The 22,279-nt window shown below is 72.6% G+C and carries 20 protein-coding genes; 3 read left to right on the forward strand and 17 right to left on the reverse strand.

Features of this window, described 5'->3' with window-relative positions; translation table 11 throughout:
* Window positions 1–126 precede the first annotated feature (126 nt).
* The 12 genes from JOE68_RS02250 to JOE68_RS02305 form a co-directional block, all read right to left on the reverse strand.
* A complete protein-coding gene (locus JOE68_RS02250) occupies window positions 127–1,092 on the reverse strand; it encodes an NUDIX hydrolase (protein WP_204840687.1) in 966 nt (321 codons plus the stop codon).
* Window positions 1,089–2,204: a glycosyltransferase family 4 protein gene (locus JOE68_RS02255; RefSeq protein ID WP_204840688.1), complete on the reverse strand. Its 1,116-nt coding sequence runs from the start codon at window positions 2,202–2,204 to the stop codon at window positions 1,089–1,091. The genes JOE68_RS02250 and JOE68_RS02255 overlap by 4 nt, the downstream gene beginning before the upstream one ends.
* Window positions 2,201–3,133, reverse strand: coding sequence for a phosphatidylinositol mannoside acyltransferase (locus tag JOE68_RS02260; protein WP_204840689.1), 933 nt, complete (start codon window positions 3,131–3,133; stop codon window positions 2,201–2,203). The genes JOE68_RS02255 and JOE68_RS02260 overlap by 4 nt, the downstream gene beginning before the upstream one ends.
* Window positions 3,130–3,738, reverse strand: coding sequence for a phosphatidylinositol phosphate synthase (gene pgsA, locus JOE68_RS02265; protein WP_204840690.1), 609 nt, complete (start codon window positions 3,736–3,738; stop codon window positions 3,130–3,132). Before pgsA ends, JOE68_RS02260 begins: the two co-directional genes overlap by 4 nt.
* 62 nt (window positions 3,739–3,800) lie before the next feature.
* Window positions 3,801–4,640, reverse strand: coding sequence for a helix-turn-helix domain-containing protein (locus JOE68_RS02270; protein ID WP_204840691.1), 840 nt, complete (start codon window positions 4,638–4,640; stop codon window positions 3,801–3,803).
* Window positions 4,641–4,796: 156 nt separating this feature from the next.
* Window positions 4,797–5,345, reverse strand: coding sequence for an HIT family protein (locus JOE68_RS02275; protein WP_204840692.1), 549 nt, complete (start codon window positions 5,343–5,345; stop codon window positions 4,797–4,799).
* Window positions 5,342–7,357, reverse strand: coding sequence for a threonine--tRNA ligase (gene thrS / locus JOE68_RS02280; RefSeq protein ID WP_204840693.1), 2,016 nt, complete (start codon window positions 7,355–7,357; stop codon window positions 5,342–5,344). Before thrS ends, JOE68_RS02275 begins: the two co-directional genes overlap by 4 nt.
* A gap of 705 nt (window positions 7,358–8,062) precedes the next feature.
* On the reverse strand, window positions 8,063–8,764 hold the full coding sequence (locus JOE68_RS02285; RefSeq protein ID WP_204845872.1) for a FadR/GntR family transcriptional regulator: 702 nt from the start codon (window positions 8,762–8,764) through the stop codon (window positions 8,063–8,065).
* Complete coding sequence (locus tag JOE68_RS02290) at window positions 8,764–9,531, reverse strand: 3-oxoacyl-ACP reductase (protein WP_204840694.1); 768 nt, start codon at window positions 9,529–9,531, stop codon at window positions 8,764–8,766. Before JOE68_RS02290 ends, JOE68_RS02285 begins: the two co-directional genes overlap by 1 nt.
* Window positions 9,532–9,579: 48 nt before the next feature.
* Window positions 9,580–10,938 carry an aldehyde dehydrogenase family protein gene (locus JOE68_RS02295; protein WP_204840695.1) on the reverse strand — a complete coding sequence of 453 codons (1,359 nt, stop codon included), beginning with the start codon at window positions 10,936–10,938 and terminating at the stop codon, window positions 9,580–9,582.
* Window positions 10,938–11,633 carry a gamma-glutamyl-gamma-aminobutyrate hydrolase family protein gene (locus JOE68_RS02300; protein ID WP_204840696.1) on the reverse strand — a complete coding sequence of 232 codons (696 nt, stop codon included), beginning with the start codon at window positions 11,631–11,633 and terminating at the stop codon, window positions 10,938–10,940. The genes JOE68_RS02295 and JOE68_RS02300 overlap by 1 nt, the downstream gene beginning before the upstream one ends.
* Window positions 11,614–12,954, reverse strand: coding sequence for a glutamine synthetase family protein (locus JOE68_RS02305; RefSeq protein ID WP_204840697.1), 1,341 nt, complete (start codon window positions 12,952–12,954; stop codon window positions 11,614–11,616). The genes JOE68_RS02300 and JOE68_RS02305 overlap by 20 nt, the downstream gene beginning before the upstream one ends.
* Before the next feature lie 165 nt (window positions 12,955–13,119).
* Here JOE68_RS02305 and eat point away from each other — a divergent pair, with 165 nt between their 5' ends.
* Together eat and JOE68_RS02315 are read left to right on the forward strand one after the other, a co-directional pair.
* Window positions 13,120–14,535 (forward strand): ethanolamine permease, encoded by a 1,416-nt coding sequence (gene eat / locus JOE68_RS02310; protein WP_204840698.1) that lies wholly within the window; start codon window positions 13,120–13,122, stop codon window positions 14,533–14,535.
* 39 nt (window positions 14,536–14,574) lie between these two features.
* The gene (locus tag JOE68_RS02315) at window positions 14,575–15,438 is read left to right on the forward strand and encodes a 3-hydroxybutyryl-CoA dehydrogenase (RefSeq protein WP_204840699.1); all 864 of its coding nucleotides are present in this window, start codon (window positions 14,575–14,577) and stop codon (window positions 15,436–15,438) included.
* 149 nt (window positions 15,439–15,587) lie between these two features.
* Here the strand turns inward: JOE68_RS02315 and JOE68_RS02320 are convergent, their stop codons facing one another.
* Window positions 15,588–16,634, reverse strand: coding sequence for a tryptophan dimethylallyltransferase family protein (locus JOE68_RS02320; protein WP_239562095.1), 1,047 nt, complete (start codon window positions 16,632–16,634; stop codon window positions 15,588–15,590).
* A 274-nt stretch (window positions 16,635–16,908) separates the two neighbouring features.
* Here JOE68_RS02320 and JOE68_RS02325 point away from each other — a divergent pair, with 274 nt between their 5' ends.
* Window positions 16,909–18,213, forward strand: coding sequence for a flavin-containing monooxygenase (locus JOE68_RS02325; RefSeq protein ID WP_307819446.1), 1,305 nt, complete (start codon window positions 16,909–16,911; stop codon window positions 18,211–18,213).
* 35 nt (window positions 18,214–18,248) lie between these two features.
* On the opposite strand, the gene JOE68_RS02330 is transcribed toward JOE68_RS02325, so the two are convergent.
* The 4 genes from JOE68_RS02330 to JOE68_RS02345 are packed head-to-tail and all read right to left on the reverse strand — an operon-like array spanning window position 18,249 to window position 22,082.
* A complete protein-coding gene (locus tag JOE68_RS02330) occupies window positions 18,249–18,842 on the reverse strand; it encodes a GTP-binding protein (protein ID WP_204840702.1) in 594 nt (197 codons plus the stop codon).
* On the reverse strand, window positions 18,823–19,194 hold the full coding sequence (locus JOE68_RS02335) for a DUF742 domain-containing protein (RefSeq protein ID WP_121007672.1): 372 nt from the start codon (window positions 19,192–19,194) through the stop codon (window positions 18,823–18,825). The genes JOE68_RS02330 and JOE68_RS02335 overlap by 20 nt, the downstream gene beginning before the upstream one ends.
* Window positions 19,194–19,628 carry a roadblock/LC7 domain-containing protein gene (locus JOE68_RS02340; protein ID WP_204840703.1) on the reverse strand — a complete coding sequence of 145 codons (435 nt, stop codon included), beginning with the start codon at window positions 19,626–19,628 and terminating at the stop codon, window positions 19,194–19,196. Before JOE68_RS02340 ends, JOE68_RS02335 begins: the two co-directional genes overlap by 1 nt.
* A 42-nt stretch (window positions 19,629–19,670) precedes the next feature.
* On the reverse strand, window positions 19,671–22,082 hold the full coding sequence (locus JOE68_RS02345; RefSeq protein WP_204840704.1) for a sensor histidine kinase: 2,412 nt from the start codon (window positions 22,080–22,082) through the stop codon (window positions 19,671–19,673).
* Window positions 22,083–22,279 lie beyond the last annotated feature (197 nt).

Consider the following 22,279-nt stretch of genomic DNA (forward strand, 5'->3'; position numbering starts at 1 on the left):
ATGGCAGCCCTCCGGGCAGGCCATACGGGGAGAACACGAGGACACCGGTCTGCACGGGGCGTGCCGAGAGCCGAAGGCCAAAGCCGGGAGTCGGGGGCTGGAGCCGAAAGGGACAAGTCGGAGTTGTCAGCGGATCAGGCGTGTTTCGCCGTCCCACCCGGTCAGCGCGGCCGGCAGCACCTCGGCCAGTTGCACCGGGTACACGGTGTCGTCGGTGGCCCGCAGTTCGTCCACCGACCACCACCGGTGTCGGCAGATGGTCCGCTGCTCCTGCTCGTTGAACCGGGAGGTGTCGACCTCGGCGTCGGTCGCCCGGCACACGAAGAACCACTCCTCGGCCGCGTAGCTCAGGCCGTCGAAGCTGAACACCGCGCGGCGCTTCCACACCGGGCCGACCAGGTCCTCCGGCGGGAGCCGCAGCCCGGTCTCCTCGTGCGCCTCGCGCACCGCCGCCGCGCGCAGGTCCTCGGCCGGTTCGACGCCACCGCCGACGGTGAACCAGAACAACTCCTCGGGGCGTGCCGGGTCGAAGCCCTCGAACAGCAGCACGCGGTCGTCGGCGTCGACGAGCACCACGCGCGCGGACACCCGCTGGGTCGGCACGTCGGCGGGTGGTTCGGCGATCTCGAAGTACGACGGCGTCGGCGCGGTGCCGGCCAGGCGCAGCCAGCGGACCAGGCGTCGGCGCCGCAGCGACAGCGTGTCGCGCACCGCGTCGTTGTGCACCCGCCGCGCCAGGACGACCCGCTGCTCGGCGTCGGACAGCTCGGCCGCCAGCGCCGGGGCGAGGACCGACCGGTCCAGGTCCTCCAGCAGCGCGCTCAGCACGTTCTCCGCGGCCTCGCGCTCGGCGCGCGGCGCGCGCTCGGCCCGGTCGGCCGCCGCGTGCAGCGGGGGCTGCCCGCACACCGCCGCGACCGCCCGCGTCACCACGGCCCGCCGCGCCAGCGCCGCGTCCAGCGCCGCCCACGCCGCGTCGGTGCGCACGTGCAGCCGGTCCAGCCGGTTGGCCGCCCCCAGCACCCAGGGGCCGACCAGCACGACCAGCCCCAGCAGCACGAGCAGCGCCAACGCCACGCCGGAGCTGGTCATGCCTCACCCACGCGGCGGGGGTCGGCGGCCATCGCGCTCTCGTAGACCCGCAGCACCTGCCCGGCCACCACCGACCAGTCGTAGGTCATCACCCGCTGCCGCGCCGCGTCCACGCAGTCCGCGCGGCGGCCCGGGTCGGCGAGCAGGTCGCGCAGCGCCGACGCCAGCGCCACCGGGTCGCCGACGGGGGTCAGGACGCCGGCCTTGCCGTCGTCGAGGACGCGGCGGAACGCGTCGAGGTCGCTGGCCACCACCGCGGTCCCGGCGGACATCGCCTCGGTCAGGATGATGCCGAAGCTCTCCCCGCCGGTGTTGGGCGCGCAGTAGACGTCCACGCTGCACAGCGCCCTGGCCTTGGTCCGGTCGTCCACCATGCCCAGGAAGTCCACCCTGGACGCCAGCTCCGGACCGGCGGCCCGGCGCAGCTCCTCCTCGTCGCCGCGGCCGACGACCAGCAGCCGCACGCCCTCCAGCGAGCGCAGCGCCTCCAGCAGCACCGGCATCCCCTTGCGCGGCTCGGAGAACCGGCCGACGAAGCCGACCGTCCCACCGGGCCTGGGATACCCCTCCAGCGGCTCGGCGTCGGCGAAGAACCCGACGTCGACCCCGTTCGGGATCTCCACCGCGTCACCGCCCAGGTGCTCGACCTGCACCCGGCGCGCCAGCACCGACACCGCGATCCGCGCGGTCACCTTCTCCAGGAACGGCTGGAGCACCGCCTGGAACGCCGAGAGCATCTTGGACCGCGGCGTGGAGGTGTGGAAGGTGGCCACGATCGGCCCGTCGGCGACCATCAGCGCCAGCATGGACAGCGACGGCGCGGTCGGCTCGTGCAGGTGCAGCACGTCGAAGTCGTGCTCGGCGATCCACCGCCGCACCCGCGCGAACGACACCGGGCCGAACGACAGCCGCGCCACCGACCCGTTGTACGGGATGCCGACCGCCCGCCCGGCGGAGGTCACGAAGTCCGGCACGGGCGTGTCGTCGTCGGCCGGGCCGAGCACCTCGACCTCGTGGCCCAGGGAGCGCAGCGCGCGCGCCAGGTCGACCACGTGCGCCTGGACTCCCCCGGGCACCTCGAAGGAGTACGGGCAGACGATGCCGACCTTCACTCGGCGCCCTCCCTGCGGGCCAGCACCCGGCGCAGGGCCCGCTGCCTGCTCTCCGGCAGGTCCGCCAGCCACAGCCGCTGGAACATGTGCCAGTCGGTGGGGTGCGCGGCGATGTCGGCGGCGAACACGTCGGCCATCGACTGCGTGGCCGCCACGACCCCGCCGGCGCCCGCGACCCGGATCGGCGGGTGGATGCGGACGGTCCAGCCGTCCTCGGTGAACCACAGCCCGCACGGCAGCAGCGCCGCGCCCGTGGTGGCGGCCAGGTGCGCGGGACCGGCGGGCATCATGGCCTTCTCGCCGAAGAAGGTCACCGGCACGCCGCCCGCGGTCAGGTCCCGGTCGGCGAGCAGGCAGATGGTCCCGTTGGCGCGCAGCCGCTCGCCCAGCACCGAGGCCGGGTTGCGGTTGCCGCCGGTCAGCGGCACCACGTCGAACCCCAGGCCCTCCCGGAAGGCGATGAACCGCCGGTAGAGCGACTCGGGCTTGAGGCGTTCGGCGACCGTGGTGAACGAGCCGACGCGCCCGACCAGCCACACGCCCGCCATGTCCCAGTTGCCGCAGTGCGGCAGCGCCAGCACCGCGCCGTTGCCCGCCGCCAGCGCCGCGTCCAGGTTCTCCACCCCGGTGAACGTCCGGTCGCACGACGCGCGGACGGCCGCCAGGTCCATCGACGGCAGCCGGAACGCCTCGCGCCAGTACCGCGCGTAGGAGCGGACGGACAGCCGCACCAGCTCGTCCAGCTCGGCCTCGCCTGCGCGCGGCACGACCCGCCGCAGGTTGGCCCGCAGCTGCCGCACCCCCGCTCCGCCGCGCCGCGCGGCCCAGTCCGCGCCCCGGTCGAACAGCGCGGCCGCCGCTCCGGCCGGCAGCAGCCGCACCAGCCGCCAGCCCGCCGCGTAGCCGAGGTCGGCCAGGCGCTCCTTCATGTCGACAGCTCCTTCGCGGCACGCCGCACGGCCAGGACGCGCTGCACCACGGTGAGCACCACGAGCGCGGCCAGCAGGTACAGGGCCACCGGCAGGACGTAGGGCACGCCGAGGCCGTGGAGCCCGACGCCGACCAGCGCGATGATGAACCGCTCCGCGCGCTCGGCCACGCCGCCGTCGGCGGACAGCCCGGACGCCTCGGCCCGCGCCTTCACGTACGAGATGACCTGGGCGCCGACGAGGCAGACCAGGGTGGCCGCGGCCAGGCCCCGCTCCCCGTGCTCGAAGCACCACCAGGCGATCGCGGCGAACAGCGCGCCGTCGGCGATCCGGTCGCAGCTCGCGTCCAGCACCGCGCCGAACCGGGTGCCGCCGCCCTGCGCGCGCGCCATCGCGCCGTCGATCAGGTCGAACAGCACGAACGCCGTGACCAGCGCGGCGCCGGTGAACAGCCGGTCGCGCGGGATGAACCACAGCGAGGCCGCCACGGAGCCGAGGGTGCCCAGCACCGTGACGGCGTTCGGGGTGAGGCCGCGGCGCAGCAGCCACGCCCCGATCGGATCGGTGACGCGCGAGACCGACGCGCGGGCGAAGATGTTCAGCATGGGGCGGTGACTGCACCTACCGGCGGGGGACGACTGGGTCCCGGGCAGCCTAACGGCCCAGCTCAGCCGAGCTTGCGGTGGTCCCCGGAGATCTGTTCCAGCAGGTCCTCCAGCTGCTCACCGCGCATCGCCAGCCGTTCCAGCCGGCCGAACAGGGCCAGGTACTCGCGCACGTCGTGCGGGTCGGTGATGGTCGCGTTGCCGGTCAGCACGCTCAGCGTCACCACCCGCTCGTCGTAGACCTGGAACCCGTGCAGCGCCACCAGGTTCGCGTCCGCGGTCCACGGCACCACGCCCAGCTGGACGTTCGGCCTGCGCATGATCTGCGCCAGGTGCTCGATCTGCTCGCACATCAGGTCCGCCGAGCCCATCCGCCACCGCAGCGCGCCCTCGGCCAGCAGGAACACGAACCGCTTGCCCAGGTCGTCCATCCGCGCCCGCCGGGCCCGCAGCGTGGCGATCGCCGTGTCCTGCTCGTGCGCCGGCGTCGCGTTGAGCACCACCCGCAGGTAGTTCTCGCTCTGCAGCAGCGCCGGCACCCCGGCGTTCTGGAAGAAGCGGCTGGTGGTGGCGCGGGCCTCGATCCTCGCCACGGTCTGCTGGTGGCGGTGGGCCCCGCGGTGCAGCACCACCCGGCGGGTCTCGGCCTCGGCGTGCAGCTGGCGGGCCAGCTCCACCAGCTCGACCCGGGTCTCGCGGGACGCGGACAGCTCCGCCACCAGGCGCTCCACGTCGGTCACGGACGGGAGGAGCATGCCGTTCTCGATCTTCGACAACTTGGACTGGCTCATCCCGGTCGCCCGCGCGGTGGCCGTGCCGGTCATCTTGGCCTCCGTGCGCAGCCTGCGTAACTCGCGCGAGAGCCGTTCCCGTGCCAGCCGCGAACGCTCAGGTGCGGTCATGAAACGCACGCTATCGACGCGGGCGACCCGTGACGATCGGCCACACAGGGAATACTCACGGTCCACCGGCCCGGCCGGTGGTGATCTACGGCACGCGCGCGGCACGTATCCGGGGCGCACGTGCGAACGCACGTGCACCTGCACGTGCGCGCGCGATCAGCCCTTTTCCGCCCAGGCTTCCGAGAGCAGCCGGCGGGTCTCGCCGAGCAGCTGGGGCAGCACCTTCGTGTGACCGATGACCGGCATGAAGTTCGCGTCGCCGCCCCACCGCGGCACCACGTGCTGGTGCAGGTGGGCCGCGATGCCCGCGCCGGCGACCAGGCCCTGGTTCATGCCCACGTTGAACCCGTGCGGGCTCGACACCGCCCGGATCACCTTCATGGCGCGCTGGGTGAACTCGGCGAACTCCACCGTCTCGGCGGGCGTGAGGTCGGTGTAGTCGGGCACGTGCCGGTAGGGCAGCACCATCAGGTGGCCGGGGTTGTACGGGTAGAGGTTGAGCAGCGCGAACACCAGTTCGCCGCGGGCCAGGACCAGGCCGTCGGCGTCGTCCATCCCGATCACCCGGCAGAACGGGCAGCCCTCCGGCTCGTCGCCGTCGGCCTTGCCCTCGCCGCGCACGTACGAGAGGCGGTGCGGGGTCCACAACCGCTGGAGCGCGTCGCGGACCCCGACCCCGTCCTGCTCCTCGTACTCCGGCGTCACCGGAGGAGGTCCGCCGTGGGCGAGGCGTTCTCCCGGCGCTTCACCCAGTCGACGACCGTCGCGACCGCCTCGGCCACCGGCACCCCGTTGACCTGCGTGCCGTCCCGGAACCGGAAGGACACCGCGCCGGACTCCACGTCCTTGGCGCCGGCCAGCAGCATGAACGGCACCTTCTGCGTGGTGTGGTTGCGGATCTTCTTCTGCATCCGGTCGTCGGAGGCGTCCACCTCGACCCTGATCCGGTGCTCCCGCAGGGCCGCGGCCACCTGCTCCAAGTGCTCCACGTGCTCGTCGGCGATCGGGATGCCGACCACCTGCACGGGGGCCAGCCACGCCGGGAACGCGCCCGCGTAGTGCTCGGTGAGCACGCCGAAGAACCGCTCGATGGAGCCGAACAGCGCCCGGTGGATCATGATGGGCCGCTGCCGCGAGCCGTCCGGCGCGGTGTACTCCAGCTCGAACCGCTTGGGCTGGTTGAAGTCGAGCTGGATGGTCGACATCTGCCAGGACCGGCCGATGGCGTCCTTGGCCTGCACGCTGATCTTCGGGCCGTAGTAGGCCGCGCCGCCCGGGTCGGGCACCAGCTCCAGCCCGGAGTCCTCGGCCGCCCGCCGCAGCGTCTCGGTGGCCTCCTCCCACTCCTGCGGGTCGCCGATGAACTTCGGCGAGTCGTCGCGGGTGGACAGTTCCAGGTAGAAGTCGCTCAGGCCGTAGTCGGCCAGCAGGTCGAGCACGAACTTCAGCAGCGAGCGCAGCTCGCCCGGCATCTGCTCCTTGGTGCAGTAGATGTGCGAGTCGTCCATCGTCAGGCCGCGCACGCGGGTCAGCCCGTGCACCACGCCGGACTTCTCGTACCGGTAGACCGTGCCGAACTCGAACAGCCGCAGCGGCAGCTCGCGGTAGGACCGCCCGCGCGACCTGAAGATCAGGTTGTGCATCGGGCAGTTCATGGCCTTGAGGTAGTAGTCCTCGCCCTCGAACTCGATGGGCGGGAACATCGTGTCGGCGTAGTAGGGCAGGTGGCCGGAGGTGTGGAACAGGCCGCTCTTGCTGATGTGCGGCGTGTACACGAACTCGTAGTCGGACTCCTCGTGCCGGCGGCGCGAGTAGTCCTCCAGTTCGCGGCGGACGACGCCGCCCTTGGGGTGGAACACGGCCAGCCCCGAGCCCAGCTCGTCGGGGAAGCTGAACAGGTCCAGCTCGACGCCCAGCTTGCGGTGGTCGCGGCGCTCGGCCTCGGCCAGCATCTCCAGGTGCACGTCCAGCGCCTCGGGCGACTCCCAGGCCGTGCCGTAGATGCGCTGGAGCTGCGGGTTGTTCTCGTTGCCGCGCCAGTAGGCGGCGGCCACCCTGGTCAGCTTGAACGCCGGGATGTGCTTGGTCGTCGGCACGTGCGGGCCGCGGCACAGGTCGCCCCAGACGCGCTCGCCGGTGCGCGGGTCGAGGTTGTCGTAGATCGTCAGCTCGCCGCCGCCGACCTCCATCACCTCGGCCGTGTCGACATCGGACTTGATGTCCACCAGCTCCAGCTTGAACGGCTCGGCGGCCAGCTCCCGCTTCGCGGCCTCGACCGACTCCACCACCCGGCGGTCGAACCGCTGCGCGCCCTTGACGATCTGCTTCATGCGCTTCTCCAGCGCCTGCAGGTCCTCGGGCGTGAACGGCCGCTCCACCTGGAAGTCGTAGTAGAAGCCGTCCTTGACCGGCGGGCCGATGCCCAGCTTGGCCTCCGGGAACAGCTGCTGGACGGCCTGGGCGAGCACGTGGGCGGCGGAGTGCCGGATCACGCTGCGGCCGTCCGGGCTGTCGGCGGCGACCGGCTCCACCTCCACGTCCACCGACGGCGCCCACGACAGGTCGCGCAGGTGCCCCTCGGCGTCGCGGACCACCACGACGGCGTCCGACCCCTTGCCGGGCAACCCCGCCTCCCGGACCGCCGTGCCCGCGGTGGTCCCGGCCGGCACCACCACGCGCGGTGGGGCGAGTGCGGCTGCGGGTCGCGGCTGGGACACGGTGACTCCTCGGGTAGGCGGTGCGGTCTGCGCTGTCTGCACCCAGATGTTATCGGTGCTCACCCACCGGTTATCCGCCGACACCGGCCGCGCCGCCTGCCCGACCCCTCGGGCACGGGAGCGCGCAGGGACCTCCGCCGGGAACCGGAGCGGCAACCGCACCCCCACCTTCCGCACTGTGCACGAAGCGATGCCGCACCTAGTGCGCATACCGGTTGCTTCGTGTTCTCCTCCCCGTACGGCCTGGGCGCAGCCCGATCAGTTTCGTCCGGGGGTGTCAAGCACGCTTTACCGCTTGACACCCCCGGACGAAACTGATTGCCTTCGGCAGGCCGTACGAGGAGGAGAACACGACCGCTCTTGCTTTTTCCTCCTCCTTGGGGGCCTCTCGGCCGCTCTTCATACTTGGGTCGCGCACCGATCTGGGTAATAATCGGTGCGGTAGAGCCCGAAGCTGAAAAGAAAAAGAGTCCTCGCCGGACAGGCAGGCCGCCAAGGAGAATGAAAAGAAAGAGCGGTCGTGTTCCCCCCGCATGACCTGTCAAAGACGACCATGCTTTCTTGGGGGGTGCAAGCGAAAAGCGTGCTTGCACCCCCCAAGAAAGCATGGCAGCCCTCCGGGCAGGCCATACGGGGAGAACACGAAGACACCGGACTGCACGGGGCGTGCCGAAGGGCAAAAGCTACTGGCTGCCAGGTGTGGGTCTAGGACAGGAAGCCGCGCAGCAGTGCGGCCGTGCCGGCCAGGTGCTCGGCCATTTCCCGTCGTGCGCCGTCCGCGTCGCCGTCGAGGACGCGGGTGATGATCCGCTCGTGCTGTTCGTTGGAGTGCGCCAGGTTGGGTGGCAGCAGCGGGATGCGGTCGAGCAGTTCGTTGATCCGCGACCGGGAGTCCGCGATCGCCGCCGTCAGCGACGCCGACCCGGTGGACTCCGCGATCGCCAGGTGCAGCCGGGAGTCCTTGCGCCGGTAGTCGGCCAGGTCCGCCGCCGCGCACTCGGCCAGCCGCGCCCGCAGGTCGTGCCGCTCCCCCGGACCCAGCGCGGTGCCCGCGGCGCACTCGGCGGCCCCGGTCTCCAGGACCGACCGCAGCGTCAGCGCGTCCGCCAGGTCGGGCGGGCCCCCGCCGCGACCGGGCGGTGCGGCGGGCAGTTCGCCGTTGACGAACGTCCCGCCGTACCGGCCGCGTCGCGACTCGACGTACCCGGCGTCCTGCAGCGACCTGATCGCCTCGCGCAGCGTCACCCGGCTCACGCCCAGCCGGGTCGCGAGGTCGCGTTCGGCGGGCAGCCGCTCCCCCGGCGGGACGGCGCCGAGCCGGATGGCCTGCAGGAGCCGCTCGACGGTCCCCTCGAACGCGTTGCCCGCCCGCACCGGGCGGAACAGCGCGTCGCGCAGGGCGACCATCACAGCGGTGTCACGTACGCGCCCGAGATGCCCCCGTCCACCAGGAAGTTCGACGCGGTGATGAACGAGGAGTCGTCGCTGGCCAGGAACGCCACGGCGGCGGCGATCTCCTCCGGTTCGGCGAACCGGCCCAGCGGCACGTGCACCAGCCGCCGCGCGGCCCGCTCCGGGTCCTTCGCGAACAGCTCGCGCAGCAACGGGGTGTTGACCGGTCCGGGCGAGAGCGCGTTGACGCGCACGCCCTCGCGCGCGAACTGCACGCCCAGTTCCCGGCTCATCGCGAGCACGCCGCCCTTGGAGGCGGTGTAGGACACCTGTGACGTGGCGGCGCCCATGGTGGCGACGAACGACGCGGTGTTGATCACCGATCCCCTGCCCTGCCGCAGCATGTGCGGGATGGCGTGCTTGCAGCACAGGTACACCGACGTGAGGTTGACCCTCTGCACCCGGTCCCAGACCTCGATGCCGGTGGTCAGGACCGAGTCGTCCTCCGGCGGGGAAATGCCCGCGTTGTTGAACGCGATGTCGACCGAGCCGTAGGTGTCCGCGGCCGTCCGGTAGAGCGCGCGGACCTGTTCCTCGTCGGTCACGTCCACCTGCGCGAACAACCCGCCGACCTCGTCCGCGGCGGCCTTGCCCGCCGTCGCGTCGACGTCCGCGACGACGACGCGCGCGCCCTCGCTCGCCAGGCGGCGCACCGAGGCCAGGCCGATGCCACCGGCCCCGCCGGTCACGACGGCCACCCGGCCGTCCAATCGCTGTGCCATGTCTCTCCTGTTCGGGTGGGTCGCCGCGCGGGCGGTGGGGAGCGGCGGTCAGTGGGCGATGAAGACGTTCTTGGTGTCGGTGAACGCCGCCAGCGCGTCCGGCCCCAGCTCGCGCCCCAGGCCGGACTGCTTGAACCCGCCGAACGGCGTCCAGTAGCGCACCGAGGAGTGCGAGTTGACCGACAGGTTCCCGGCCTCCACCGCGCGCGAGACGCGCAGCGCCCGCCCGACGTCCCGGGTCCAGATCGAGCCGGACAGCCCGTACTCGCTGTCGTTGGCCAGCCGCACGGCCTCGGCCTCGTCGGCGAACGGCAGCACCGCCACCACGGGCCCGAAGACCTCCTCCACGGCCACCGGGTCGTGCGGCGAGACGGGGGCGAGCACCGTGGGCGGGAACCAGAAACCGGGGCCGTCGGGCGCCGAGCCGCGGAACGCCACGGGCGCGTCGTCGGGCACGTAGGAGGACACCTTCGCCAGGTGCGCGGCCGAGATCAGCGGTCCCATCTCGGTGGCCTCGTCCTCCGGCGCGCCGACCACCACGCCCTTCACCGCCGGTTCCAGCAGCTCCATGAACCGGTCGTAGACCGACTCCTGCACGAGGACGCGCGAGCGCGCGCAGCAGTCCTGGCCCGCGTTGTCGAACACCCCGTGCGGCGCGGTGGCGGCGGCCCGCTCCAGGTCGGCGTCGGCGAACACGATGTTGGCCGACTTGCCGCCCAGCTCCAGCGTCACCCGCTTCACCCGGTCCGCGCAGCCGGCCATGACCTGCTTGCCCACCCGCGTGGAACCGGTGAACACCACCTTGCGCACCGCCGGGTGGGTCACGAAGCGCTGCCCGACCACGGGCCCGGCGCCGGGCAGCACCTGGAACACGTCCTCCGGGATGCCCGCCTCGCGCGCCAGCTCGGCCAGCCGCAGCGCGGTCAGCGGCGTCAGCTCGGCGGGCTTGAGCACCACCGCGTTGCCCGCCGCCAGCGCGGGTGCGAAGCCCCAGACCGCGATCGGCATGGGGAAGTTCCACGGCACGATCACGCCGACCACGCCCAGCGGCTCCTGGAAGGTCACGTCCAGCCCGCCGGGGACGGGGATCTGCCTGCCGAACAGCCGTTCCGGCGCGGCGGAGTAGTAGTGCAGCACGTCGCGGACGTTGCCCGCCTCCCACCGGGCGTTGCCGATGGTGTGCCCGGAGTTGCGCACCTCCAGGCGCGCCAGCTCCTCGACCGCGCCGTCCACCGCGTCGGCGAAGCGGCGCAGCAGCCGGGCCCGGTCGCCCGGCGCGACCGCCCGCCACGCGGGGAAGGCGGCCCGCGCGCGGGCGATCGCCGCGTCGGCCTCCTCCCGCGAGGCGAGGTCGACGCGGCGGATCAGCTCCTCGTTCGCCGGGTTGATCACGTCGAAGGTGGTCATCACGCGCCTTTCCGCACGGCGTCGACGAGAGCCGCGAACAGCCGGTCCTCGCGATCGGCCTCGGGGTGGGACTGGACGCCCAGCGCGAACCGCAGCGCGGGCAGCTCGACGGCCTCCACCGTGCCGTCGGGCGCGGTGGCCACGACCTCCAACCCGGCGCCGACGCGGTCGAGGGCCTGGTGGTGGTGGCACAGCACGGACAGGGACGGGCCGACGATCCCGGCCAGCGCGCTGCCGGGCGCCACCGCCAGGTCGACCGGCTCGTACACGGCGGGCGTCACGTTGTGGCCCCCGACGTGCTGGCGCAGCGTGCCGCCGAGCACCACGTTGAGCACCTGGGCGCCCCGGCACACCGCCAGCAGCGGCAGGTCCAGCTCCAGCGCGGCGCGCGCCAGCGCCGTCTCGGCCTCGTCCCGCTCCGGGTCGGGCGGGCCGGTGCGCGGGTCCCGGGCCGCGCCGTACCGGGCGGGGTCGACGTCCGCGCCGCCCGCGAGCACCAGGCCGTCGAGGAACCCGGCGGCGCGCGCGGTCCAGTCGACCACCGGCGGCAGCAGCACGGGGCGACCGCCCGCCCGCACCACCGCGTCGAGGTAGGTCCGGTGCAGCACGGCGGCTTCGGCGTCCCAGACGCCGAACCTCGCGCGCTGGAGGTAGGTGCTGATGCCGATGAGCGGCTCAGAGCCGTTCGAAGCCACGGACGCGCTCCCAGTCGGTCACCGCCGAGTCGTACGCCGCCAGCTCCACCCGGGCGGCGTTGAGGTAGTGGTCCACCACGTCCGAGCCGAACGCGTCGCGCGCGATCGCGCTGCCCCGCAGCAGCGACGCCGCGTCGCGCAGCGTCGTCGGCACGGTGGCGCGGTCGGAGGCGTAGGCGTTGCCGACGAACCCGTCCTCCAGGTCGAGGTCGTTCTCGACGCCGTGGAGCCCCGCCGCGAGCAGCGCCGCCACCGCCAGGTAGGGGTTGACGTCCCCGCCGGGCACCCGGTTCTCGAACCGCAGCGACGGGCCGTGCCCGACCACCCGCAGCGCGCAGGTCCGGTTGTCGCGGCCCCACGCGACGGCGGTCGGCGCGAAGCTGCCGGGGGCGAAGCGCTTGTAGGAGTTGATGTTCGGCGCGAGGAAGCAGGTCAGCTCGCGCAGCGCGGCGAGCTGGCCGGCGAGGAAGGACCGCATCAGCGCCGACATCCCGCCGCCCTCGGCGAAGACCGGCTCGCCGTCGGCCGAGCGCAGGCTCAGGTGGACGTGGCAGGAGTTGCCCTCGCGCTCGTCGTACTTGGCCATGAACGTCAGGGACTTGCCGTGCTGCGCCGCGATCTCCTTGGCGCCGGTCTTGTAGACGCTGTGGTTGTCGCACGTGGCCAGCGCTTCCCCGTACCGGAAGGTGATCTCGTGCTGGCCGGGGTGGCACTCGCCCTTGGCGGACTCGACCTGCAGGCCCGCGCCCGCCATGTGGTTGCGGATGTCGCGCAGCAGCGGCTCGACGCGCCCGGTGCCCAGCAGCGAGTAGTCGACGTTGTACCGGTTGGCCGGGGTGAGCCCGCGGTAGCCGCGGTCCCAAGCCTGCTCGTAGGTGTCGTCGAAGACGATGAACTCCAGCTCCGTGCCGACGAACGCCCGCAGGCCCAGCGCGTCGAGGCGGTCGAGCTGGCGGCGCAGGACCTGCCGCGGCGAGGGGGCCACCGGCTCGCCGCCCTCCCGCACCACGTCGCACAGCACCAGGGCGGTGCCCTCGTGCCACGGCACGCGGCGCAGCGTGGCCAGGTCGGGTCTCATCACGAAGTCGCCGTACCCGGACGCCCACGACGACATCGCGTAGCCGTCGACGGTGTTCATGTCGGCGTCCACCGCCAGCAGGTAGTCGCAGCCCTCGGCGGCGTGCTCCAGGACCTCGCCCAGGAAGTACCGCGCGGCGCAGCGCTTGCCCTGGAGGCGCCCCTGCATGTCGACGATCGCCACGAGGACGGTGTCGACCTCCCCGGCGTCGACCAGCTCGCGCAACTCCTCCACGGTGAGCATCCGCAGTGCCTCCAAAGGTATGCCGGCGAGCCATTGGCCGCCTCATCCTGGCACCGCCGGGTGAGGGCCGCCAGCCTCCGGCGGGCGGCGGGTTCGCGCCCCGGTTGACACACCGGTGTGACCCGCGCCACCCTCGACCGTGCGCCGCCGACCAGGGGAGCGCGGATGGGCGAGCACGTCGAGTACGAGAAGGTGGGCAGCGACTACCTGGAGCGCCGGCGGCTCAAGCGCGGCGCGGCGGGCTGGGTGCTGCTCGCCGGGCTCGGGGTCTCCTACGTGATCTCCGGCGACTTCGCCGGGTGGAACTTCGGCCTCGCCCAGGGCGGCTGGGGCGGCCTGCTGATCGCGACCGCGCTGATGGCGACCATGTACGCGGGCATGGTGTTCGGCCTGGCCGAGCTGGCCGCCGCGCTGCCCGTCGCCGGGGCCGGGTACGGCTTCGCCCGGCGCGCGCTGGGCCCGCTGGGCGGGTTCGCGACCGGTGTCGCGATCCTCGTCGAGTACGCCATCGCGCCCGCCGCCATCTCGGTGTTCATCGGCGGGTACGTCGAGGCCCTGGGGCTGTTCGGGCTGGCCAACTCGTGGCCGGTGCACCTGGTCTGCTTCGCGGTCTTCGTCGGCGTGCACCTGTACGGGGTGGGCGAGGCGCTGCGGCTGATGTTCGCCATCACCGCCGTCGCGGTGGTCGCCCTGCTGGCGTTCGTCGTCGGGATGATCCCGAAGTTCGACGCCGACAAGCTGTTCGACCTCGCCGGCGGCGACGGGTTCCTGCCGTTCGGGTTCACCGGCGCGCTGGGCGCCCTGGTCTACGCGATCTGGTTCTTCCTCGCCGTGGAGGGCGTCCCGCTGGCCGCCGAGGAGGCCCGCGACCCCCGGCGCGACGTGCCGCGCGGCATCGTCGCCGCGCTGGCGGTGCTGCTGCTGTTCGCCGGCGCCATCCTGGTGCTGGCGCCCGGCGGGGCCGGGTCGGAGGCGCTCCGGGCGTCGGACAACCCGCTGCCCGACGCCGTGCGCGCGGCCTACGGCGGGGACAACGCGCTGGCGCGGGTGGTGGGCCACGTCGGCCTGGCCGGGCTGGTGGCGAGCTTCTTCTCGATCATCTTCGCCTACTCGCGGCAGCTGTTCGCGCTGTCGCGGGCGGGCTACCTGCCGCGGTGGCTGTCCAGGACGGGCCGGCGCGGGACGCCCCACTGGGCGCTGGTCGTGCCGGGGGTGATCGGGTTCGCGCTGGCGGCGCTGACCCGCGACGGGGCGCGGCTGATCAACATCGCGGTGTTCGGCGCGGCGCTGTCCTACGTGCTGATGATGGTGTCGCACATCGTGCTGCGGATCCGGGAGCCGGGGCTGGAGCGGCCCTACCGCACGCCGGGCGGCGTGGTGACCACCGGCGTCGCCCTGGTGCTGGCCGTGGCGGCGGTGGTGGCCACGTTCGTCGTCGACGAGCTGGCCGCCGGCGTCACGGCGGGCATCCTCGCGGTGGCGCTGGCGCACTTCTGGTTCCACAGCAGGCGCCACCTGGTCGCCGCCGCCCCGGAGGAGCGGTTCGCGGCCGACGAGCGGGCGCGGCGCGAGGCGGGCTGAGGTTGCGCCGGGGGCGCCCGCCCCTGGCAGGATCGCGGTGTGAGTGACATTCAACGAGTTGGAGTGGTGGGGTCCGGGCTCATGGGCTCCGGCATCGCCGAGGTCTGCGCGCGCGCCGGCCTGGACGTGCTGGTCGCCGAGGTGAACCCGGACGCCACCGAGGCCGCGAAGGGGCGGATCGCCTCGTCGTTGGGCAGGGGTGTGCGCAGCGGCAAGCTGACCGCCGAGGACCGGGACGCCGCACTGGAGCGCCTCCGGTTCACCACCGACCTCGCCGACTTCGCCGACCGGAACCTGGTCGTCGAGGCCGTCGCGGAGAACGAGCAGGTCAAGACCGACGTCTTCACCGCGCTGGACAAGGTCGTGGAGGACCCGGGCGCGATCTTCGCGTCGAACACGTCCTCCATCCCGATCATGAAGCTGGGCATGGCGACCGGCCGGCCGGAGCAGGTCATCGGGGTGCACTTCTTCAACCCGGTGCCGGTGCTCAAGCTGGTGGAGCTGGTGCCCTCGCTGCTGACCGGCGAGCGGACGCGGGCGCGCGCCGAGGCGTTCGTGACCGGCGTGCTGCACAAGGAGGTCATCCGGTCGCAGGACCGGGCCGGGTTCGTGGTCAACGCCCTGCTGATCCCCTACCTGCTGTCCGCGATCCGGATGCTGGAGTCGGGCTTCGCCAGCGCCGCCGACATCGACACCGGCATGGTGCTCGGCTGCGCGCACCCGATGGGGCCGCTGCGCCTGGCCGACCTGATCGGCCTGGACACCACCAAGGCCATCGCCGAGTCGATGTACGAGGAGTTCAAGGAGCCGCTGTACTCGCCGCCGCCGCTGCTGCTGCGCATGGTGGACGCGGGCCTGCTGGGCAAGAAGAGCGGGCGCGGGTTCCACGACTACTCGGCCTGAGCAGCACCCGGACCGGTTCCCCGGCGCGAGCCGGTCCGGACACCCCGGCGCGAGCCGGTCCGGTCCGCCCGGCCGCGCGAGCCGGCCCGACCCCGGTCGCGCGAGCCGGTCCGCGGGTCTCCGAGGCGATCCCGGAGACCCGCGCGCCGTCACGCGTGCGCGCCGTCCACCGCCGTGTTGTAGACCCCGAACCGGAAGTAGACGCCGAGGTCCGGGCGGCGGGTGGCCGTGCGGAAGCTCAGCAGCTCGTGCATCCCGGTCATCGAGTCCAGCGGTCGGGGCGCGAGCGCGCGCGCCACGTCCAGGTACTGCCGGTGGTCGACGCCGAACCGGCGCATGACCGAGGTGACGCGCGCGGCGGCGTCCGCGTCGGAGGCCACCTCGCTGGGCAGCCGCAGGTAGACGTTGGCCTCCTCCGGCCCGTCGCCGCCGGAGCGGAACGCCAGGCACGTCATGGGCTCGTTGTCGGGCAGCGCCGGCGAGCCGTACACGTCCCGGTACGCCGGCTCGGCCAGCACCGGGTCGTGGGTGCGGGCCAGCGACGCCACCCGGTCCAGGTCCACCCGGCCGGTGTGCCGGAAGTAGACCTTCACCCGCGCCTGCGGGCCGTCCACCAGGTCCAGCGCGACGAACTCCAGCTCGTGCCCCTCGTCGGCCAGGTCGGCGCACTGCTCGGCGACGCCCGCCCAGGCGGTCGCCAGGCCCAGCCGGCCCATCGCCGAGCGCATCACCTCGGGCACGGCGTCCCGGCCGTGCGCCTGGGGGTTGAGGTAGACCTTGTAGCGCGGCGCCTCGCCGGCGCGGCAGGCCAGCGAGTGCCACACCGTCGGCCGGAACGGCTCCGGGTCGTCCACGACGAACAGGTCCTCCACCGCGTCGTACCGGGCCAACGAGACACCCGGCCGCCCCGCCAGCGAGCGGGTCAGCTCCCGGCCCGCGTCCTGCGCCGCCCGCGCCGTGGGCGCCGCGCCCAGCGATTCGAACAGCACCCGCGCCTCCGGCACGCCGCCGCGCCAGCTCACCGAGAACTCCACCGGGAATCCGTCCCGGGAAACGAACGACGGATATGCGCAGCGCGCTCCGATCGGGCGGTCGGCCCAGTCGCCGAGCAACGCTCCCAGTTCGGCCGTCGACCGCGCCGACGACTCGGCGGAGAAACCCAGCGCGGCACCGATGGCGCGCCATTTGTCCCGCATGAACTCCCGATAGGTTGAATCCGATGCACTGAACAGGCCCTCACGGCGTGAGGCCCGAGCCACAACGGCAGAACTGGACACTAGGCACCTCCGGGCGCAAGGCTTACCCGGTGAACAGGGCGCACGCAATGGAGGATCGGGTGGCCGACGCAGATCACACCACCCGACCGGCGGGCACGCTGCGTGATCTGGTTGAGCCGAAAGGGTGGCGTCACTTGTGGCTGTTTTCCCCGTGAGTCAATACGCCGAACGTCCCATTCATGATCACACCTGCGTGATCGGCGCCGGCGTCTCGGGGCTCGCGGTCGCCGGAACGCTCCACGGCCGAGGCTTGCCGGTCACGGTTCTGGAACGATCCACGGGCATCGGCGGCCTCTGGCGGCACCCGGACCCGGCCGAACCCGGCCCGGCCTACCCGTCGCTGCACCTGAACACCTCCGCCAAGCTCACCGGGTACGACGACTTCCCGATGCCGGCCGACTTCCCGCGCTACCCGCGACACGACCAGGTGGCCTCCTACCTGCGGAGTTACGCGGATCACAAGGGCGTGACCGGGCTGGTGGAGCTGGGCGCGGAGGTCGAGGCGCTGGCCCGGGAGCCCGAGGGCACGTGGGTGGTGACCACGCGTCACCACGACGGCTCCCGCCGGCGGCGCAGGTTCGGCCACGTGGTCGTCGCGACCGGTCACCACTGGTCCCCGCGGGTGCCGTCGATCCCGGGGGACGAGACGTTCCCCGGTCGCAGAACGCACTCGTTCGACTACTCCGGCCCGGCCGTCCACGCGGGCAGACGGGTGGTCGTGGTCGGGTTCGGGAACTCGGCCGCGGACATCTCGGTCGAATTGTCCAGGGTGGCCGCGAAAACCGTGCTGGTGCAGCGGCGGGGCGTGCACGTGGTGCCCAAGACAATGCTCGGCATTCCCATCGACGAGATCGCGTCGGCCCCGTGGTGGGCCCGCCTGGGGCTGCCCGAACAACGCCGCCTGATCGAGCTGCTGCTGCGCCTGATGCGCGGCCGGCTGAGCGACTACGGGCTGGCCGAACCGGACCACCGCGTCTTCGGCGGGGCCCTCACCATATCCGACGAGCTGCTCAGCCGGATCAACCACGGGGCGCTGGTGGTGAAGCCCGCGATCGACCGGATCGTGAACTCCGTCGTACATTTCGCCGACGGCAGCGCGGAAGCGGCGGACGACCTGGTCTACTGCACCGGTTATCGGATCGAATTCCCGTTCCTGCCGTCCGAATGGGTGTTCGAACCGGCGGGCCGGGTCGCGCTCTACCAGCGGGTCGTGTCGCCGGTCCAGCCGGACCTCTACTTCGCCGGCCTGATCCGGCCGTTCGGCGCGATCACCCGGCTCGTGCAGGCCCAGGCGGAGTGGATCGCCGACCTCGTGGAGGGCGTCGCGGAGCTGCCCTCCCCGCGGGTGATGCGCCGGGAGGTCGACGCGCACCTGGCGGCGGCCGCCGCGCGCTACGGCCCGTCGGCGGCGGACTCGGTCCAGGTGGACTTCGCCGCGTACCTGGCGGCGCTGCGCGCGCAGCGCCGCTCCTCGGTGCTGACCACCCGCCGCGGCTGAGGCGCGGGCGCGGTCGGGCGCCCGCCCGGCCGCGCCTAGGCCATCGCGTCCAGGCGGTCCATGGTGTGCTGGATCAGGCTCACCAGGACCGTCTTGGCCGACTCCCGGTCGCGCGCGTCGCACAGCACGAGCGGGATCGCCTCGTCGACGTCCAGCGCGCGGCGCACCTCCTCCACCCCGTAGGCGTGCGCGCCCTCGAAGCAGTTGACCGCGATGATGAACGGGATGCCGCGGCGCTCGAAGAAGTCGATCGACGGGAAGCTGGAGTCCAGCCGGCGGGTGTCGACCAGGATCACGGCGCCGATCGCGCCGTAGGCCAGTTCGTCCCACATGAACCAGAACCGGTTCTGGCCGGGGGTGCCGAACAGGTACAGCACCACCTCCGGGTTGATCGTGATGCGCCCGAAGTCGAGGGCGACCGTGGTGGTCTCCTTCTGCTCCAGGCCCAGCACGTCGTCCACGCCGACGCCCGCCTCGGTGAGCAGCTCCTCGGTGTGCAGCGGCGGGATCTCGCTGACCGAGTTGACCATCGTCGTCTTCCCGGTGCCGAAACCGCCGGCGATGACGATCTTGACTGGGGTGGGGACCAGCAGTTCCCCGCCCGGTCGCTCAGATTCCACGGACACCATCCAGCACTGCCTGCAACAGGTTCCGGTCCGGCACTTGCGGGACTCGGGAGGGGTCTCGGATCACGACGTCACCGCGCTGGATGAGGTCGCTCAGCAGCACCTTGACGACCACCAGCGGCACGTCCAGGTACGCGGCGACCTCCGCCACCGACAGGGGGCGCCGGCACAGCTCCATGATTTCGAGGTGCTCGACGGACAGCGCGTCCGGGTCCGCCGGCGACGGCATCGCCCGCACCTGGGTCACCAGGTGCAGTTCCGGCCGCAGCGGACGGGTCCGGCCGCGCACCATCGCGTACGGGCGGACCAGCGGCCCCGCGGCCTCGTCGTACCACCAGTCCTCGCGGCCGGCCATCACGACGACCTGCGTGCCGCGGGCAAGGCCGACGAGGTGCCGCGCGGCGCGGAGGACAGGTAGGTCCCCACGCGCTTGACGAGCATGTTCATCTCGTAGGCGATCATCCCCATGTCGGAGTCCTCTTCGCCCAGCACGGCCAGGCAGGCGCCGTGGCCGGCCGCGGTGACGAAGAGGTAGGCGTGCTCCATCTCCACGATGGTCTGGCGCACCGCGCCGCCGCCGAAGTGCCGGCCGGTGCCGCGGGCCAGGCTCTGGAACGCCGACGCCATCGCGGACAGGTGGTCGGAGTCGTCCTTGGACAGTCCGGGCGACCGGCCCAGCAGCAGACCGTCGGCGGAGAGCACCACCGCGTGCCGGGCGCCCACCACGCGGCCGACCAGGTCGTCCAACAACCAGTTCAGTTCCTTGTGCTGGCTGGTCATGTCGTTCATCGCCGTTGCCTTTCCGGTTTCCAGTCGTCCGGCCACTGCTGGTCAGGGTTCGAGGGCGTCGTCGGAGCGGCGGGCGTCGCGCGTGCCCCGCTGGAACGCCGACAGGCCCTCGCGGACCCGTTCGGCGGACTGCTCGACGTCGGTCTCGGCGAGCGGTTCGGGCGAAGGGTGGAAATCGTTGCGCGCCAACTGCGGCGCGAGGTTCTGCTGCCGCTTGCGGCGGGGCAGCTCCGGTCGGTCCGCCGAGCCGGCGGAGGGCTCGTCCGCGGGCCACTCCGCGGTCCGCTTGCGCTGCGGGAGCTGCAGGTCCCCGCTGTGCTGCGGCAGGTCCGGCTCCTCGGTCAGTCGTCGCCGGTCCGCTGGAACGGAATGCTGGTTGGCCGCGGCTTCGGCTTGGGCCCAGAACCCCTCCAGCGCTCGGGAGGTGTCGGGAAACCTGGCGTCTCGCACTGAGGTGTCGCCCTGCTCCGGGATCACGTGGTCGTCTGGGAAGGTGCGGCGCGGCAGCTCGCGGGTCTCGGCGGGCTCCACCGCGCTGGTCGGCCCCGCGACGATAGCGGACGGGATCAGCACCAGGGCCAGCGTGCCACCGTAGGGCGACTCGCGCAGCTCGACGTGGATGCCGCGGCGGGCCGCGAGCCGCGCCACGACGAACAGGCCGAGGCGGGACTCGCCGCGCAGCCGCATGGCGTCGAACTCGGGCGGGTCGGCCAGCATCGCGTTGTGCTGCTCGCGGTCCTCGGGGTTGATGCCCAGGCCGTGGTCCTCGATCTCCACCACCACGCCCTGCGGCACCTCGCTGGCGTGCACCTGCACCTGCGAGCGCGGCGAGGAGAACGCGGTCGCGTTGTCGACCAGCTCGGCGACCAGGTGGATGGTGTCCGCGACGGCCGCGCCCACCAGGGCGGTCTCCGGCACGGGGTTGACCTTGACCCGGACGTACTGCTCGGTCTCGGCGACCGCGGCCCGCAGCACGTCCAGCAGCCGCACCGGCTTGCGCCACTGCCGGCCCGGCTGCTCGCCCGCGAGGATGATCAGGTTCTCGGCGTTGCGGCGGGCGCGGGTGGCGAGGTGGTCGAGCTGGAACAGCGCGTCGAGCTGCTCGGGGTTCTCCTCCTCGCGCTCCAGCTTGTCCAGGATCTTGAGCTGGCGGTGCACCAGGCCCTGGTTGCGGTGGGCGATGTCGAGGAAGACCCGGTTCACGCCCTCGCGCGCCTGGCTCTCCTTCACCGCGGCGGCCACGGCGGTGTACTGGGCGGCGTTGAACGCGTCGGCCACCTGGCCGATCTCGTCGCTGCCGTAGTCCAGCGGCGGCACCTCGACCTCGACGTCGACGTGCTTGCCCTCGCGCAGCCGGTCGACGATGTCGGGCAGCCGCTCGTGGGCCAGCGCCAGGGACTCCTTCTTCAGCGACGCGAGCCGGGTGATCAGGGCGCGGTTGACCAGGCGGTTGGAGATGCGGACGGCGAACACGATGCCGGCCAGCACCACGACCAGCGCGACCAGCGCGCCGATGAGGACGGTGACGAACCGGGTGTTGCCGCGCTCCAGGCCGATGTCGGCCGCGGCGGAAGCCTGGTCGATCGCCAGGTCCACCAGGCGCTCGGACACCGGGCGCGAGGCCGCCTGCCACTGCTCCGGGGTCACGTCGGGGTCGGGCGCGGCGATCAGCTCGTTCTCCAGCTGGACGAGCCGGCGCCAGTCGTCCGACTCGACCAGCGCCCGGTGCTCGCGCCGGATGCGCTCCTCGGCGTCCGGGGCGGTCGTGGTGAGCTGCGCGCGGTAGGAGCCGACCAGGTTGGCGAACTCCAGCCGGTCCTCGGCGCCGGGCGCGCCGGCCAGCAGCGAGCCGGCGGCCACCGAGGACGCCCGCGACATCGAGTCCGCGGCGCGGAACAGGTCGGTGGCGGTGAGGCCGCCCTGCGAGGCCACCGAGTCGGGCACCACGCGGGCCTGCGTGCCGAACAGGGCGGTGCCCGCGTCGACCAGGCTGTTGTAGTAGGCGTAGACCTCTTCCCGGTCGACCTTGCCGGTCTCGACGCCGGCGCGGCGCTGCGGCAGCTCGCCGAGCAGGACGTTCAGCTCGGTGATGCGGGTGAGCACCTCGTCCGGCGCGCTGCCGGAGACGTCGTCGAACGCCCGGCGCATGGCGCCGGTCGTGTCGTCCACGACGCGCTGCTGCTCGTGCAGGTCGGTGAGGTCGGGGTTCTGCCGGTTCAGCGCCGCCATGGCCAGCTGGCGCTCGCGCTGGACGGCGACGAACGCGTTCACCGCGGGGATGGAGGCGTCCTTGACGCTGACCGCCACGGCCCGGGTGTAGAAGCCGTCGAACACCGTGTAGGAGGAGAACGCCAACCACATCACCAGCAGGACCACGCTCGGCACCACCACCACGCCGGTGAGCCGGGAGCGGATCGTCTTCTGGTTCGTCTCCGCCTTGTTCTTCTGCTTCACAGTGCTCCGCAGCCTCGTGAACTAGTCCGCTTGGTCAGACGCAGCACTGGGAGCGCTGCCTCCTCTTCACCTGATCGGCCACGGAACGGTAACACCAGAAGATCATTATTACGAAGAGACAGCGATCACTCGCACGGCGCGCTGGTGAGGTTACCCAGTCGGGTGATGACCCGAACAGGGGGCTGATGTGAACTTTT

Source organism: Saccharothrix algeriensis, from assembly GCF_016907655.1.
Taxonomy (GTDB): Bacteria; Actinomycetota; Actinomycetes; order Mycobacteriales; family Pseudonocardiaceae; genus Actinosynnema; species Actinosynnema algeriense.

Bases quoted from the DNA above. Each gene is read 5' to 3' on its own strand.
- JOE68_RS02250 (WP_204840687.1), bottom strand. From the start codon at position 1,092: ATGACCAGCTCCGGCGTGGCGTTGGCGCTGCTCGTGCTGCTGGGGCTG.
- JOE68_RS02260 (WP_204840689.1), bottom strand. From the start codon at position 3,133: ATGAAGGAGCGCCTGGCCGACCTCGGCTACGCGGCGGGCTGGCGGCTG.
- pgsA (WP_204840690.1), bottom strand. From the start codon at position 3,738: ATGCTGAACATCTTCGCCCGCGCGTCGGTCTCGCGCGTCACCGATCCG.
- JOE68_RS02270 (WP_204840691.1), bottom strand. From the start codon at position 4,640: ATGACCGCACCTGAGCGTTCGCGGCTGGCACGGGAACGGCTCTCGCGC.
- JOE68_RS02285 (WP_204845872.1), bottom strand. From the start codon at position 8,764: ATGGTCGCCCTGCGCGACGCGCTGTTCCGCCCGGTGCGGGCGGGCAAC.
- JOE68_RS02290 (WP_204840694.1), bottom strand. From the start codon at position 9,531: ATGGCACAGCGATTGGACGGCCGGGTGGCCGTCGTGACCGGCGGGGCC.
- JOE68_RS02295 (WP_204840695.1), bottom strand. From the start codon at position 10,938: ATGACCACCTTCGACGTGATCAACCCGGCGAACGAGGAGCTGATCCGC.
- JOE68_RS02305 (WP_204840697.1), bottom strand. From the start codon at position 12,954: ATGCTCACCGTGGAGGAGTTGCGCGAGCTGGTCGACGCCGGGGAGGTC.
- eat (WP_204840698.1), top strand. From the start codon at position 13,120: ATGGGCGAGCACGTCGAGTACGAGAAGGTGGGCAGCGACTACCTGGAG.
- JOE68_RS02320 (WP_239562095.1), bottom strand. From the start codon at position 16,634: ATGCGGGACAAATGGCGCGCCATCGGTGCCGCGCTGGGTTTCTCCGCC.
- JOE68_RS02330 (WP_204840702.1), bottom strand. From the start codon at position 18,842: ATGGTGTCCGTGGAATCTGAGCGACCGGGCGGGGAACTGCTGGTCCCC.
- JOE68_RS02335 (WP_121007672.1), bottom strand. From the start codon at position 19,194: ATGGCCGGCCGCGAGGACTGGTGGTACGACGAGGCCGCGGGGCCGCTG.
- JOE68_RS02340 (WP_204840703.1), bottom strand. From the start codon at position 19,628: ATGAACGACATGACCAGCCAGCACAAGGAACTGAACTGGTTGTTGGAC.